Origin of the sequence: Micromonospora sp. NPDC023814 (genome assembly GCF_040639595.1) — a bacterium.
Classification (GTDB): Bacteria; Actinomycetota; Actinomycetes; order Mycobacteriales; family Micromonosporaceae; genus Micromonospora.
Genome location: NZ_JBFAAF010000024.1, coordinates 18,819 through 32,412, shown reverse-complemented (window position 1 = coordinate 32,412; position 13,594 = coordinate 18,819). Strand labels below are relative to the sequence as shown.

Sequence of the window (13,594 nt, the reverse complement as noted above, 5' to 3'; positions counted from 1 at the left end):
TAGGGTGGAGCCATGGCAGTCGTGAAGATCAACGCGATCGACGTCCCTCCCGGCGCGGGCGAGGAGCTGGAGAAGCGGTTCGCCGCCCGGGCCGGCGCCGTGGAGAACTCCCCGGGGTTCCTCGGCTTCGAGCTGCTCCGCCCGGTCGCCGGGGAGAACCGCTACTTCGTCTACACGCGGTGGGAGAGCGAGGAGGCCTACCAGGCGTGGGCCGCCGGCCCCTCCCGCGCCGCCCACGCCGGCACGGGCGAGCGGCGCCCCCCGGTCGCCTCGGGCGCCAGCCTCCTGGAGTTCGAGGTCGTCCAGCAGGTCCCGCCCCGCCCCTGACCCGCCCCGGGTGGGTCAGGCGGGGCGGGAGGAGAGCAGGGTGGCGAAGGCGATGATGTTGTCGGCGTAGCCCGTCCGGCCGCCGAGCCAGTCGCCGCCGCAGGTGATGAGGCGCAGACCCGGCGGGCCCTCGTCGCCGTAGACCCGCTCCGCCGGCAGCCGCTCCTTCGGGAAGTGCTCCACCGAGTCGACCCGGAACACCACGACCGAGCGGTCCGCCCGGGTCACCTCGACCGTGTCGCCCGGACGCAGCCTGTGCAGGTCGTAGAAGACCGACGGGCCGCTCTTGGTGTCCACGTGCCCCACGATGACCGCCGGGCCCGGCTCGCCCGGGGTCGGGCCCCGGTCGTACCAGCCGGTCTCGTCGGCCCGGTCCAGCGGCGGGACGGCGATCGAGCCGTCCCGGGCCTCGCCCACGGGCGCCACCGGCGCGGCCACCTCGATCGAGGGGATCGACAGGCGTACGGGCCGGCTGGCCGACAGGGCGCCGCTCTCGCCGCGGGCCGGACGTGACTCCCCCGCGCCGGCGGCCCAGTCGAACGGCCCGGCCGTCCGCCCCAGCCCCGCCCCGGTGGCGAAGACCCCGACCAGCACCAGCACCACGGCCAGCGGCACCGACCAGGGGCGGCGTCCGGGCGGCGGACGCCGGCGGGCCGCTGCGGCGGGCGGCTGGGGGGCGGGCGAGGTGGCCATGGGCGGGCTCAGCGTCGGGCAGCGCCACGGACGGAGCGCGGGCGGCGCGCCGCGACCACCGCGAGGACGATGCCGGCCACGGTCAGCGCGAGGCCACCGGGAAGCAGCAGCCCGCCGGTGAACCCGCCGTCGCCTCCGCCGAAGCCCGTCGCCGGGCCGCGACTGGGCTTCACCGCCTTGACCACCTGGAGCATGGTCGAGGCGGTCTCCCCGTCGGGGCACTCCAGCTTGACCCGGTAGTTGCCGGGCCGGGTGCGCTCGCGCACCATCGGCGCGGCGGTCAGCAGCCCGCGCTGCGGCTGCACCTGCACCCGGCCGAAGGCGTCCGAGACCACGATCGCGGGGATCGAGTTGTCATTGCAACTGGCCCGGATGCCGACGAGGAAGCCCGGCTGCACGGTGCTCGGGCTGACCTCGACGAAGACGGCGGGCTCCGGCGGCTTCGGCTGCGGCGGGCCCCCCGGCGCGGGCTCCGCCCGCAATCCGGCAACGGGCATGCCGGCGACGACGGGAAGACCGGTGACAGCGGGGTGGCCGGCGACGACGGGGAGGCCGGTGGCAGCGGGGAGGGCGGTGGCCGGCGGGGCGGCCCCGGCCGGCAGGGCCGCGAGCAGCGGGCCGGTGAGCGCGGTCGCGATCGCCAGCGCCAGACCACCGCGGTGCACCGACACGACGCCACCTCCCGGCGCGTTGAGGCAGTGCCGGGCAACACCAGGAGCCCGGTCTGCCGTACGGGATGGATCCTCTCATCCCCGGGCGAACATCACATCCGATCCGGCGCGGTCGTCGCGTACGCTCGGGTCGTTGTGACCTCCCTCGACTCTCCCGCCGCCGCACCCGCGCCGACCGCCGCCCGGACCATCCGCACCTTCCATCCGCGCCGCGGCCGGATGAGCAGCCGCCAGACGGAGGCGTTGGACCGGCTCTGGCCGGTCCACGGCCTGCTCGTCCCGGACGAGCCCGGCACGCCGGTGGACCTGGCCGGCCTGTTCGGCCGTCGGGCCCCGGTGGTGGTGGAGATCGGGTCCGGGATGGGCGACACCACCGCCGCGATGGCCGCCGCCGACCCGGATCGAGACTATCTGGCGGTCGAGGTGCACACGCCCGGAATCGCCAACCTGCTGGACCTGGTGGACCGGCACGGCCTGCGCAACGTGCGGGTGGCGCAGGGCGACGCGCTGGACCTGGTGGCAGGCCTGCCGGCGGCGTCGCTGGACGCGGTGCACGTCTTCTTCCCGGACCCGTGGCCCAAGTCGCGGCACCACAAGCGGCGGATCATCCAGCCGGCCCACGTCGCGCTGCTGCGCTCCCGGCTGGCGCCCGGCGGCGCCCTGCACTGCGCCACCGACTGGGCCGAGTACGCCGAGGCGATGCGGGAGACCCTGGACGCCGACCCGGGGCTGGTCAACGCGCACGACGGCTTCGCCCCCCGCCCGCCCCACCGCCCCGTCACCAAGTTCGAGCGCCGGGCCCTGACGGCCGGCCGCCCGATCTTCGACCTGATCTACCGGCGAAGGTGAGAGGAAGGGCCCCCTACTAGCGGATTTTGTTGTAGAAGGGGCCCTTCCTAACACCACCGCCGCCGGGGCCGGTTGGCGCGCGAGGGCATGATCCAGGCACCATGGGACCCGCTATGACGCTCACCGCCGCGCTGCCGACCAGCGCCGACCCCGACACCCTCTTCGACGCGTTCGCCGGCTGGGCGAAGGAGCGCGGCCTCGACCTCTACCCCCACCAGGAGGAGGCGGTCATCGAGATCGTCTCCGGCGCCAACGTGATCATGAATACGCCGACCGGCTCCGGCAAGAGCCTGGTGGCGATCGCGGCGCACTTCGCGGCCCTGGCCGACGACCGGACCACCTTCTACACCGCCCCGATCAAGGCCCTGGTGTCGGAGAAGTTCTTCGCCCTCTGCGAGGTCTTCGGCGCCGACAACGTCGGCATGCTGACCGGCGACGCCAGCGTCAACGCCGACGCCCCGATCATCTGCTGCACGGCCGAGATCCTGGCCAACCTGGCGCTGCGCGAGGGCGACCGGGCCGACGTCGGCCAGGTGATCATGGACGAGTTCCACTTCTACGCCGAGCCGGACCGCGGCTGGGCGTGGCAGGTGCCGCTGATCGAGCTGCCGCAGGCCCAGTTCGTCCTCATGTCGGCCACCCTCGGCGACACCACCCGCTTCGTCGACGACCTGACCCGGCGCACCGGCCGGCCCACCGCCGTCGTCCGCTCGGCCGAGCGGCCGGTCCCGCTCCTCTTCTCGTACGCGATGACGCCGCTGCACGAGACCCTGGAGGAGCTGCTGGAGACGAAGCAGGCACCGGTCTACGTCGTGCACTTCACCCAGGCCGCCGCCCTGGAACGCGCCCAGGCGCTGATGAGCGTGAACGTCTGCACCCGGGCCGAGAAGGACATGATCGCCCAGGCGATCGGGAACTTCCGGTTCACCTCCGGCTTCGGCAAGACCCTGTCCCGGCTGGTCCGGCACGGCATCGGCGTGCACCACGCCGGCATGCTGCCCAAGTACCGCCGACTGGTGGAGACCCTCGCCCAGGCCGGTCTGCTCAAGGTCATCTGCGGCACGGACACCCTCGGCGTCGGGATCAACGTGCCGATCCGCACCGTGCTGTTCACCGGCCTGTCCAAGTACGACGGCGTGCGGACCCGGCTGCTCAAGGCCCGCGAGTTCCACCAGATCGCCGGGCGGGCCGGTCGGGCCGGCTTCGACACCATCGGCCGGGTGGTGGTGCAGGCCCCGGAGCACGTCATCGACAACGAGAAGGCCCTGGCCAAGGCCGGCGACGACCCGAAGAAGCGGCGTAAGGTGGTGCGCAAGAAGCCGCCGGAGGGGTCGATCGGCTGGGGCAAGCCCACCTTCGAGCGCCTGGTCGAGGCCGAGCCCGAGCCGCTGACGTCCAGCTTCCAGGTCAGCCACTCGATGCTGCTCAACGTGATCGGCCGCCCCGGCGACGCGTTCGCGGCGATGCGGCACCTGCTCACCGACAACCACGAGGACCGGGCCGCCCAGCGCCGGCACATCCGGCGCGCCATCGCGATCTACCGGGCGCTGCGCGCCGGCGGGGTGGTCGAGCAGCTCGACGAGCCGGACGAGACCGGCCGGCGGGTCCGCCTCACCGTCGACCTCCAGCTCGACTTCGCCCTCAACCAGCCACTGTCACCGCTGGCCCTCGCGGCGATCGAGCTGCTCGACGTCGAGTCCCCCGCGTACGCCCTCGACGTCCTCTCGGTGATCGAGTCGATCCTCGACGACCCGCGCCAGGTGCTCTCCGCGCAGCAGTTCAAGGCCCGTGGCGAGGCGGTCGCCGCGATGAAGGCCGAGGGGATCGAGTACGAGGCCCGGCTCGAACTGCTCGACGAGGTGACCTGGCCCAAGCCCCTCGCGGAGCTGCTGGAGTCGGCGTACGAGATGTACCGGCAGGGCCACCCGTGGGTGGCCGACCACCAGCTCTCCCCCAAGTCCGTGGTGCGGGACATGTACGAGCGGGCGATGACCTTCACGGAGTACGTCCAGTTCTACGGGCTGTCCCGCTCCGAGGGCCTCGTGCTGCGCTACCTCGCGGACGCGTACAAGACGCTGCGGCAGACCGTGCCCGAGGACGCGAAGACCGAGGAGCTGGTCGACCTCATCGAGTGGCTCGGCGAGCTGGTCCGCCAGGTCGACTCCAGCCTCATCGACGAGTGGGAGCGGCTGCGCAACCCCACCGACGCCGCCGAGGCGGCCGAGGCGCTGGACGACCGCGTCCCGGCGGTCACCCGCAACGCCCGCGCCTTCCGGGTGCTGGTGCGCAACGCCCTGTTCCGCCGGGTCGAGCTGGCCGCGCTGCGCCGCTGGTACGACCTCGGCGAGCTGGACGGCGCGGCGGGCTGGGACGCGGACGCCTGGGCCGACGCGCTGGAGCCGTACTTCGAGGCGTACGACTCGGTCGGGGTGGGGCCGGACGCGCGCGGGCCGGCGCTGCTCATGATCGAGCAGGGCCGGGAGAAGTGGACGGTCCGGCAGATCCTGGACGACCCGGAGGGCGACCACGACTGGGGCATCAGCGCCGAGGTCGACCTCGCCGCCTCCGACGAGGCGGGCGCCGCGGTGGTCCGGATCACCTCCGTCGGTCAGCTCTAGTTTCTTGCCCGGGAAGGGCCGTCCAGGATGCCTGGGCGGTCCTTCCCCGAGCGCGGGCCCGCCGTGGACGAACGCCGGTCAGGTGCCGCTGGTTCGTACGGCCGTGACAGCCACCGTGGTGTAGGGCACGGTGACGCTGCCCCCCGACGCGTCGACAGCGGCCCCGACCCCGTCCAGCACCTCCGCCAGTCTCTCCGGCGGGAGCCGGGTGAGAAGGCCCTGGGTGGGTATCAGGTCGAGCAACTCGTCGCGGGTGTAGGACTGTTCCCAGTCGAATCGCCACTGCTCGGGTTCGCCGAACCCGCCCACCGCGCGGATCCCGTCGGCGGCCCTGGTCACCAGCGGCTGGTACGCGTCCAAGCCCTGCTTGTCCGGTGGGAAGGTGAACGGCGAGTCGGGTACCACCCGCCGGTAGACCGCGGCGAGGGCCTGCGCCACGTCGGGTGGGAGCTGGAACACGTGCCAGAACGGCGCGAGGAGGCCACCGGGCCGCAGCACCCGGGCGGCCTTGGCCGCGCCGGCGACCGGGTCGACCCAGTGCCAGGCCGTCCCGGCGATGACCGCGTCGAACGTCCGACCGGCGGCGTCCCAGGCTTCGAACGTCGCCACCTCGGCCTCGACCCCGCTGCGTCGGGCGAAGTCGGCCATCCGCGCGTCGGGCTCGACCCCGAGCACCGCGCAACCGGCCGCCTGGAACTGCCGGGCCTCGATGCCGGTGCCGCAGCCGACGTTCAGGACTTCGGGCCCGGGACTGGCGGCGACGATCCGCCGCACCAGCGTGCTGGGATAGCGGGGCCGGGCCCGGTCGTAGCGTGCCGGGTCGACGCCAAACGACTCCGCTATCTCTCGGGCCTGATGCGCCTCGGGCCGGGAGGACCGGGAGTGCTCCGGAGGTAAAGTGGGCATGCGCCCACCTTAAGTGGGCGTGTGCCCACTTTGTCAACCAGATGCCAGACCATCGATGGAGGAACGCACAGTGCCGACCGGGGTGGCCATCCGCGACGCCCGCGAGCAGTTGTTCGACGCCGCCGAACGCGTCCTGCTCCAGCACGGACCCAGCGGGCTGACCAGCCGCGCGGTCACCACGGAGGCGGGGGTCGCCAAGGGGGTCCTGCACCGCCACTTCGCCGACTTCGACGCCTTCCTCGTCGAGTTCGTGCTGGATCGGATGGCCCGGATCGACACCCAGGCCGCCGCCCTGCAGGAGGCCGTCGGCACGGGCACCGTCGTCGACAACCTCACCGGGATACTGACGGAACTGTTCGGGGCGGTCACCCTGGCGATCATTCGCCTCGTCCTCGCCCGGGACGAGTTGCTCACCCGGCTGCGCCAGGCCAGGCCGGCCCGCATGCCGATCCTGTCGGAGGCCACGGCCATGATCACGTCCTACCTCCTCACCGAGCGCGAACTGGGCCGGATCGCCGTCGACGCCGACATCGAGACCCTCGCACCCATGCTCGTCGGCACGGGACACCTGCTGTTCGCCGACCGGGAGGGCGCCCCGCCGGGCACCGGAGTCGTCCACAAGGTCGTGACCACCGTCATCGGGGACGTCGAGCACCAACGGTCCTGAACGACGCGTCGGCGCGATTCCTCCGAGCACCGAGGCTGCCCTTCCGCCTCGGCTTCACCGGCACTCAACCGCCCCTATCCGCCAGCCGGCCCGGACCGTGCCACGTGCCCGCGGACACGGCAGGGGCGCCCTTTTTCGCACTGGGAAGTGTCACACCCGTCGATTAGAATGTATGTACTAATCGAAGTCCTGACCTGGGAGGACGCCCGTGACCACGCCCGCCTCCGCCCCACTCACCCCCTACGCCACCCTGCTCGGCTTCACCCGCTACGTCGACCGCACCGGCCCGACCAAGGCCACCTTCGTCGGGGGCCTGCGCAAGCAGCGGGCCAGCCGCTCCGGGTTCAACCCGCACGGCCAGTTCGTCAAGGCGCTCAAGGCCGACATCGCCTTCCACACCGGCGGCACGCACCTCGACCAGGTGGCCGACGTGGTCAAGCCCCGCTGGCGCCCGCTCTACGAGGCCCTCGTCCCCGGCGCGAAGGCCTGGCTGCACTCCCTCGGCGAGCCGAGGGCCGTCGACCTCGCCCAGACCCGCGACGCGCTCGCCATGCTCGGCGACCTGCCCGTCAAGATCAACCCCCAGTTCGGCGTACGCCACGCCGACGGCCGCACCGAGGCCGTCCGCCTGCACTTCGACGAGGCCCCGCCCAGCCCGGAGGCGGTGCTCGCCACCCTGCACCTGATGGCCCGGCACATGGACGCGGTGCTCCCGCACGCCGAGCCCGTCCTGGTCGACGTCCGCCGGGGCGAGGCCCACCACATGCCCGCCGACGCCCGGCCCGAGCAGATCGAGCGCTGGCTGGCCGGCGAGGCGGCCGCCTTCCAGGCGATCTGGGCCACGGCCGCCTGACCCGTCCACCACCCACCCACCCTCCCTTCCGACGGGCCCCCGGGCCACGACACGCGCCACCTTCCGGAGCGGCGACACCGCCCGGAGGGTGGCGCGTTCGCCGTTCCGGCGGCCCACCGCGCCCGGGCGGCGACCCCCGAGGCCATTTTCTCCGGGCACGACCGCGCAGCTCGGCCGGCGATCGGCGGGCGCGGCGACAATCACTTTCCCCGTCAACCATTGAGCCTTCAACCATCTGCCGGTACGGTGGTCCCCAGGCGGCACCCGACAGGCCCGGCGGACCGAGATCCGTACCGGCTGGGTGTTCGGCCGGTCGCGTCGCGGCCGGCCGCCCGCGACACGGCGCGCGTCGACCCGACCGGCCGTTCGGCACTCCACCCAGCATGAGGAGCAGAACCATGACCCTGCCCACTACCGTCCGTGACGTCGCGATGCTGCTCGCCCGGATCGGCGTCGGCATCGTCTTCTTCGCCCACGGCTGGCAGAAGCTGGTCACCAACGGCGTCGACGGGACCGCCGCCTTCTTCGACCAGGCCGGCGTACCCCTGCCGACCCTGTCCGCGTGGTTCGCCACGGGCGTCGAGCTGCTCGGCGGCGCGGCGCTGGTCCTCGGCGCGGCCGTCCCGATCGCCGGCGTCCTGCTCGCACTGGACATGCTCGGCGCGTTCATCTTCGTGCACGTTGGCAACGGCCTGTTCGTGGACAAGGGCGGCTACGAGCTGGTCCTCGTCCTCGGCGCGGCGAGCCTGCTGCTGGCGGCGGTCGGGGCCGGCCGGCTCAGCGTCGACCACCTGCTGACCGGCCGCCGCCGGGCCGCCGAACCGGCCCCCGCCGGCCGGGCCTGACCCGCACAACGCAGTGGTGGCCGCACCGGGGACGGTGCGGCCACCACTGGCGGTTGCCCGGCGAGCCCGGGCGGACGTCGGTCAGGCGGTGAGGTACTTCGCCAGGTCGTCGAGGATCCGGCTGGCGGCGCCGACGCCGATGCCGGTCATCCAGATCTGGTCGGAGACGACGTGCGCCTTGCCCGCCTTGACCGCCGGCAGGGCCTTCCACAGCGTCCCGCCGGTGACCTTGGCCTGCTCGGCGGCGGCCTTCTCGCCGTACGCGGTCACGAAGATGACGTCACCGTCGACCTCGCCGATGCGCTCCGGGCTCACCCGGTCCATCCGCCGGTCCTCCTTGCCGGTCAGCAGCTGCCGCTCGGGGCGGCCCAGGCCGGTGTCGCCGATCACGATGCCGGAGAACGAGTCCGGCCCGTACACCCGGATCTCGGTCGGCATGAAGCGGACGATGGACACCTTGCGGTCGGCGGCGTCGCCCAGCTTGGCGCCGAACTCCTTGGCCCGGGTCTCGTACGCGGTGAGCAGGTCCTTGGCCTGCTGCTCCTTGCCGAGCGCCTTGCCGTCGAGGAGGAAGTTCTCCTTCCAGGTGATGCCGACCTTCTCGGTGAACACGGTCGGCGCGATGGCGGCCAGCTCGTCGTAGAACTTCTCCTGGCGGAACTTGCTGCCCAGGATCAGGTCCGGCTTGAGGGCGTTGATGGCCTCCAGGTCGGGCTCGGTGAGCACCCCGACCTCCTTGATGCCGGCGAGCTTCTCCTCGCCGAAGTAGGTCGGCCAGCTCTTCGCCTCGCCCGCGGTGGCGGCGCCGACCGGCGTGACGCCGAGGGACAGCGCGGTGTCGATCTTGTCGGTGTCGAGCACGACGACCCGCTTCGGGTCGGCCGGCACCTTGGTGGTGCCCATGGCGTGGGTGATCTCCCGGGTCTCCCCGGTGGTGGTGCCGGCGACCGGGTCGCTCTCACCGCAGGCGGTGAGGCCGACGCCGAGGGCCAGCGCCGCGGTGAGGGCGGCGGCGAGACGACGCATCAGATTCCTTTCGAGGGGTACGAGCCGGTGCGCGGGGTGAGCGCGTCCTCGGCCGGGGGGCGGGCTGCCGGGGCCGGCGGTCCCGCCGGAGCTGAGCCGACCAGGTCGGCCGCGTCGGACGGCCGGGTCAGCGAGGGAGTGGTGAGCGCGGGCACCACGAGGGGCGCCCCGGTCACCGGGCAGGGCACGACCACGCAGTCGAGCCCGAAGACGTCCCGGACCAGGTCGGCGGTGAGGATCTCCCGGGGCGGCCCGGCGGCCACCACGGCGCCGGACCGCATCGCGACCAGGTGGTCGGCGTACCGGGCGGCCTGGTTGAGGTCGTGCAGCACGGCCACCACCGTCCGGCCCCGCTCGGCGCGCAGCCGGTGCAGCAGGTCCAGGACCTCCACCTGGTGGGCGAGGTCGAGGAAGGTGGTCGGCTCGTCGAGCAGCAGCGCCTCGGTGTCCTGGGCGAGGGTCATGGCGATCCAGACGCGCTGCCGCTGACCGCCGGAGAGGGTGTCCACGGGCCGGCCGGCCAGCCCGGCCACGTCGGCGAGCGCCATGGCCCGGTCGACGGCGGCGCTGTCCTCCTCCGACCACTGCCGCCACCACCGCTGGTACGGCTGCCGGCCCCGGCCGACCAGGTCGGCGACGGTGACCCCCTCCGGCACCAGCGGGCTCTGCGGCAGCACGCCGAGCCGGCGGGCGACCTCGCGGGTCGGCAGGTCCCGGATGGCGGCGCCGTCGAGCAGCACCGCGCCCCGCCGGGGTGTGAGCAGGCGGGCCATGGTGCGCAGCAGGGTGGACTTGCCGCAGGCGTTGGGCCCGACGATCACGGTGAACGCGTCGGCGGGCAACTCCAGGTCGAGCCCGTCCAGCACCGTCCGCTCGTCGTAGCCGGCGACCAGGTCGCGGGTGGAGAGCATCATGCCTCCTTGCCAGGGTGGGACATCACGAGGGCCGCCGGCGGCCGCGGACCAGCAGGAAGATCAGGTACGGGCCGCCGATGGCGGCGGTCAGCACCCCTGCGGGCAGCTGGGTGGGGGCGAAGAGCCGCCGGCCGGCCAGGTCGGCCAGCACCAGCAGCAGCGCCCCGAGCAGGGCGGCACAGACCAGCGGGGGGCGCTCCGCGCGGACCAGCCGCCGGGCCAGTTGCGGGGCGACCAGGGCGACGAAGTCGACCGCGCCCACCTGGGCGGTGACCATCGCGGCGGCCAGCACCCCGGTGCCGGCGAGGCCGACCCGGCGGGCCACCGGGCGCAGGCCGATCCCCCGGGCGGTGTCGTCGTCCAGCGCGGTGCTGTTCAGCGCCCAGCCGGCCCAGGCGAGCACGGGCAGGAGCGCGACGAGGGTGGCGGCGATCCAGAGGGCCTCGGTCCAGCCCTTGCCGGCGAGCGTGCCGATCAGCCAGATCTGCGCGCGCAGCCCGTCGATCGGGTCGGCGGTGAGCATGACCACCTCGATCAGCGCCCGCAACGCGAAGGCGACCGCCACCCCGGCGAGCACGAACCGCTGGGCGGCCAGCCCGTGCCTGGCGCCGAGGACGAACAGCAGCACGGCGGCCAGCAGACCGCCGACCAGCGCGGCCGGCGCCACCAGCACGGCGGCGACGCCGCTGGTCAGGGCCACCGTCGCGGCGAGACCGGCGCCCTGGGTGATGCCGACGACGTCCGGGCTGGCGAGCGGGTTTCGGGCCACGCTCTGGATCAGCGTGCCGGCCACCCCGAAGGCCGCGCCGGCCACCGCGGCCAGCACCAGCCGGGGCAGCCGCAGGTCGAAGACGACCAGGTCGTACGGGGTGCCGGCGCCGGAGAGGGCGCGCAGCACGTCGACCGGGGCGACGTACGGGGTGCCGAGGGAGAGGCTGAGCACCCCGGCGCCCAGCAGCAGCACGACCAGCGTGGCGGCGACGAGCACCGAGCGGCGGCGGATCTGCACGGCGACCGGGCCGACGCGCACCAGCGAGCGCCCGGGCAGCGCGACGACCCCGGCACGGGGGCGGCCCGTCGACCGGGCGGCCGGCTTCCGCGCTGCGGGGCGGGCGGGGGCGGTCACGCCGTCACCACCTTCGCGCGGGGAACGAGCAGGGCGGGCGGCAGAGCGCCGACCAGGGCGAGGCCGATCACGCCGTCACCACCTTCGCGCGCCGGACCAGCCAGGCCAGCAGCGGGGCGCCGACGAGTGCGGTGACGATGCCCGCCGGCACCTCCCCGGGCGGGGCGACCAGCCGGCCGACGACGTCGGCGCCGAGCAGCAGCGCGGGCCCGAGCAGCGCGGAGACCGCCAGGGTCCAGCGGTGGTCGGCGCCGACCAGGGCGCGGGCCAGGTGCGGCACGGCGAGCCCGACGAAGGCGATCGGGCCGGCAGCGGCGACGGCCGCCCCGGTGAGGAGCACGGCGGCGACGCCGCCGCCGAGGCGGACCAGCCCGATCCGGTGCCCGAGGCCCCGGGCCACGTCGTCGCCGAGGGCGAGGGCGTCCAGGCCGCGGGCGACGAGGGCGGCCAGCGCCAGCCCGGCGAGCACGAACGGCAGCACCTGGGCGGCCACCGAGAGATCCCGCCCGGTGAGCCCGCCGACCACCCAGAACCGGTAGTCCTCGAACGTGCGGGCGTCGATGCTGAGCAGCGCGTACACCACGGAGGCGAGACTGGCGTCGAGGGCCGCGCCGACCAGCGCGAGGGTGACCGGGCTGGCGCCCTCGCGGGCGCGGGTGGCGACGGCGAAGACCAGCAGGCCGGCGAGGAGCGCGCCGCCGATGCCGAACCAGACGTAGCCGGCGAGGCTGCCGACGCCGAAGACGGAGATGGCGAGCACCACGCCGAACGACGCGCCGGCGCTGATCCCGAGGATGCGCGGCTCCGCGAGCGGGTTGCGGGTCAGCGCCTGGAAGAGCACCCCGGCGACGGCGAGCGCCAGCCCGACGGCGAGGCCGAGGGCGGTGCGCGGCATCCGCAGCTCCCGGACGATGGTGGTGGCCTCGCCGCCGTCCGGGGCGACCAGGGCGCGCCACACCTCGTCGACGGCGAGCGACCGGCTGCCGAGCGCGAAGCTCGCCAGCACGGCCAACAGCAGCGCCAGCGCGGCGGCGACGGCGACCGCCGCCCGGCGGCCGCGATGCGCGCGGGGCCGGGTGCCGGCCGGGGCCGGTGGGGTGGCGAGGGTGGTCACGAGTCTCCCGCAAGCTGTGCTTAGGTTCGCCTTACCTTAGACCACCCGGTTAGGGCCGCCTAACCAGCGGTGGTCGATCCGCCGCGCCGCCGCCCGGCGGCACGTCCCGGCCCTACGCTGGGGGGATGCGATTCGACCAGCACACGGTGGTGCTCCTGGTGCGCCCGCCGGACGCCCCGGAGCTGCCGCTGGACGCGGCCGACCGGTTGCAGGACGCCCACCTGGCCCACCAGGCGGGGCTGGTGGACCAGGGTCTCGTCCTGGCGGCGGGGCCCTTCGTGGGGGCCGACGACGACCGGCTGCGTGGGTTCGTCGTGCTCTCGATCAGCCCTGAGGAGGCCCGCGAGCTGTACCACAACGACCCGGCCGTGCGGGCCGGGCGGCTGGCCGTGCAGGTGATGAGCTGGATGGTGCCGGAGGGCAACGTGCGGTTCGAGAGCGTGCCCGTCCCCCGGTCGATGCTGGAGGCGGCGGCCGGCGACTGAGCCGTCAGTCCCCGGTGCCCGTGCGGGCCGCCGGCAGCGACGGGCCGTCGAGCTGGTGGTCGGCCCAGACGTACGTCTCGGGCAGCAGCTCGGCGACCGGCACGACGCGCAGCGCGTCCATCGGCCCGACGATGACCCGGATGGTGGGGAAGTAGTCGCGCAGCACCTGCCGGCAGCGCCCGCAGGGCGCGATCACCCCGCGTCCCCGGTCGCCCACCGCGACGATCGTCTCCAGCTCGGTGACGCCCTGGGTGGCGGCGGCGCCGACCGCGACCACCTCCGCGCAGGGGCCGCCGGTGAAGTGGTAGACGTTCACGCCGGTGAAGACCCGACCGTCGGTGGTCCGCGCGGCGGCGGCGACCGTGTGGTTCTCGCTGCGGCAGCGCAGCTTGGCGACCGCCGTGGCGGCCTGCACCAGGGCCCGGTCGGTGTCCCGCATCGTCATCGCGCATCCCCGTGGTTCGACGTCGGTCGGCGGTCAACTCTAGACCCGCCGGCGC

At 74.2% G+C, this 13,594-nt stretch carries 15 protein-coding genes; 7 read left to right on the top strand and 8 right to left on the bottom strand.

Features of this window, described 5'->3' with window-relative positions; translation table 11 throughout:
* The first annotated feature begins 12 nt into the window (after positions 1 to 12).
* Positions 13 to 327: an antibiotic biosynthesis monooxygenase gene (locus AB0G14_RS15205; protein ID WP_357452010.1), complete on the top strand. Its 315-nt coding sequence runs from the start codon at positions 13 to 15 to the stop codon at positions 325 to 327.
* A 15-nt stretch (positions 328 to 342) separates the two neighbouring features.
* Here AB0G14_RS15205 and AB0G14_RS15200 read toward each other — a convergent pair whose 3' ends face one another.
* Positions 343 to 1,020, bottom strand: coding sequence for a class F sortase (locus AB0G14_RS15200; RefSeq protein WP_357697604.1), 678 nt, complete (start codon positions 1,018 to 1,020; stop codon positions 343 to 345).
* Between the two features lie 8 nt (positions 1,021 to 1,028).
* Complete coding sequence (locus AB0G14_RS15195) at positions 1,029 to 1,685, bottom strand: hypothetical protein (RefSeq protein ID WP_357697731.1); 657 nt, start codon at positions 1,683 to 1,685, stop codon at positions 1,029 to 1,031.
* A gap of 225 nt (positions 1,686 to 1,910) precedes the next feature.
* On the opposite strand from AB0G14_RS15195, the gene trmB reads away from it, so the two are divergent.
* Positions 1,911 to 2,540 (top strand): tRNA (guanosine(46)-N7)-methyltransferase TrmB, encoded by a 630-nt coding sequence (gene trmB / locus AB0G14_RS15190; RefSeq protein WP_357697729.1) that lies wholly within the window; start codon positions 1,911 to 1,913, stop codon positions 2,538 to 2,540.
* Between the two features lie 113 nt (positions 2,541 to 2,653).
* Complete coding sequence (locus AB0G14_RS15185; protein WP_357697602.1) at positions 2,654 to 5,158, top strand: DUF3516 domain-containing protein; 2,505 nt, start codon at positions 2,654 to 2,656, stop codon at positions 5,156 to 5,158.
* Between the two features lie 78 nt (positions 5,159 to 5,236).
* Here AB0G14_RS15185 and AB0G14_RS15180 read toward each other — a convergent pair whose 3' ends face one another.
* Positions 5,237 to 6,064: a class I SAM-dependent methyltransferase gene (locus tag AB0G14_RS15180; protein ID WP_357697600.1), complete on the bottom strand. Its 828-nt coding sequence runs from the start codon at positions 6,062 to 6,064 to the stop codon at positions 5,237 to 5,239.
* A 55-nt stretch (positions 6,065 to 6,119) separates the two neighbouring features.
* Here AB0G14_RS15180 and AB0G14_RS15175 point away from each other — a divergent pair, with 55 nt between their 5' ends.
* The 3 genes from AB0G14_RS15175 (at position 6,120) to AB0G14_RS15165 (ending at position 8,429) form a co-directional block, all read left to right on the top strand.
* A complete protein-coding gene (locus AB0G14_RS15175) occupies positions 6,120 to 6,731 on the top strand; it encodes a TetR/AcrR family transcriptional regulator (protein ID WP_357697598.1) in 612 nt (203 codons plus the stop codon).
* A gap of 208 nt (positions 6,732 to 6,939) precedes the next feature.
* Positions 6,940 to 7,584 (top strand): hypothetical protein, encoded by a 645-nt coding sequence (locus AB0G14_RS15170; protein WP_357697596.1) that lies wholly within the window; start codon positions 6,940 to 6,942, stop codon positions 7,582 to 7,584.
* Between the two features lie 398 nt (positions 7,585 to 7,982).
* Positions 7,983 to 8,429, top strand: coding sequence for a DoxX family protein (locus AB0G14_RS15165; protein WP_357697594.1), 447 nt, complete (start codon positions 7,983 to 7,985; stop codon positions 8,427 to 8,429).
* Between the two features lie 81 nt (positions 8,430 to 8,510).
* Here the strand turns inward: AB0G14_RS15165 and AB0G14_RS15160 are convergent, their stop codons facing one another.
* From AB0G14_RS15160 to AB0G14_RS15145, 4 genes are all read right to left on the bottom strand, one after another.
* Positions 8,511 to 9,455, bottom strand: coding sequence for an iron-siderophore ABC transporter substrate-binding protein (locus tag AB0G14_RS15160; protein ID WP_357697592.1), 945 nt, complete (start codon positions 9,453 to 9,455; stop codon positions 8,511 to 8,513).
* A complete protein-coding gene (locus AB0G14_RS15155; protein WP_357697590.1) occupies positions 9,455 to 10,366 on the bottom strand; it encodes an ABC transporter ATP-binding protein in 912 nt (303 codons plus the stop codon). Before AB0G14_RS15155 ends, AB0G14_RS15160 begins: the two co-directional genes overlap by 1 nt.
* 25 nt (positions 10,367 to 10,391) lie before the next feature.
* On the bottom strand, positions 10,392 to 11,495 hold the full coding sequence (locus AB0G14_RS15150; protein ID WP_357697588.1) for an iron ABC transporter permease: 1,104 nt from the start codon (positions 11,493 to 11,495) through the stop codon (positions 10,392 to 10,394).
* Positions 11,496 to 11,562: 67 nt separating this feature from the next.
* Entirely contained in the window at positions 11,563 to 12,609 is a 1,047-nt protein-coding gene (locus AB0G14_RS15145; RefSeq protein WP_357697586.1) for an iron ABC transporter permease, read from the bottom strand.
* A 125-nt stretch (positions 12,610 to 12,734) separates the two neighbouring features.
* Between AB0G14_RS15145 and AB0G14_RS15140 the strand changes: the two genes are divergently transcribed.
* Positions 12,735 to 13,094, top strand: a complete 360-nt coding sequence (locus tag AB0G14_RS15140; protein WP_357697584.1) for a YciI family protein — start codon at positions 12,735 to 12,737, stop codon at positions 13,092 to 13,094.
* Between the two features lie 4 nt (positions 13,095 to 13,098).
* Here the strand turns inward: AB0G14_RS15140 and AB0G14_RS15135 are convergent, their stop codons facing one another.
* Positions 13,099 to 13,539 carry a cytidine deaminase gene (locus AB0G14_RS15135; protein ID WP_357697582.1) on the bottom strand — a complete coding sequence of 147 codons (441 nt, stop codon included), beginning with the start codon at positions 13,537 to 13,539 and terminating at the stop codon, positions 13,099 to 13,101.
* Positions 13,540 to 13,594 lie beyond the last annotated feature (55 nt).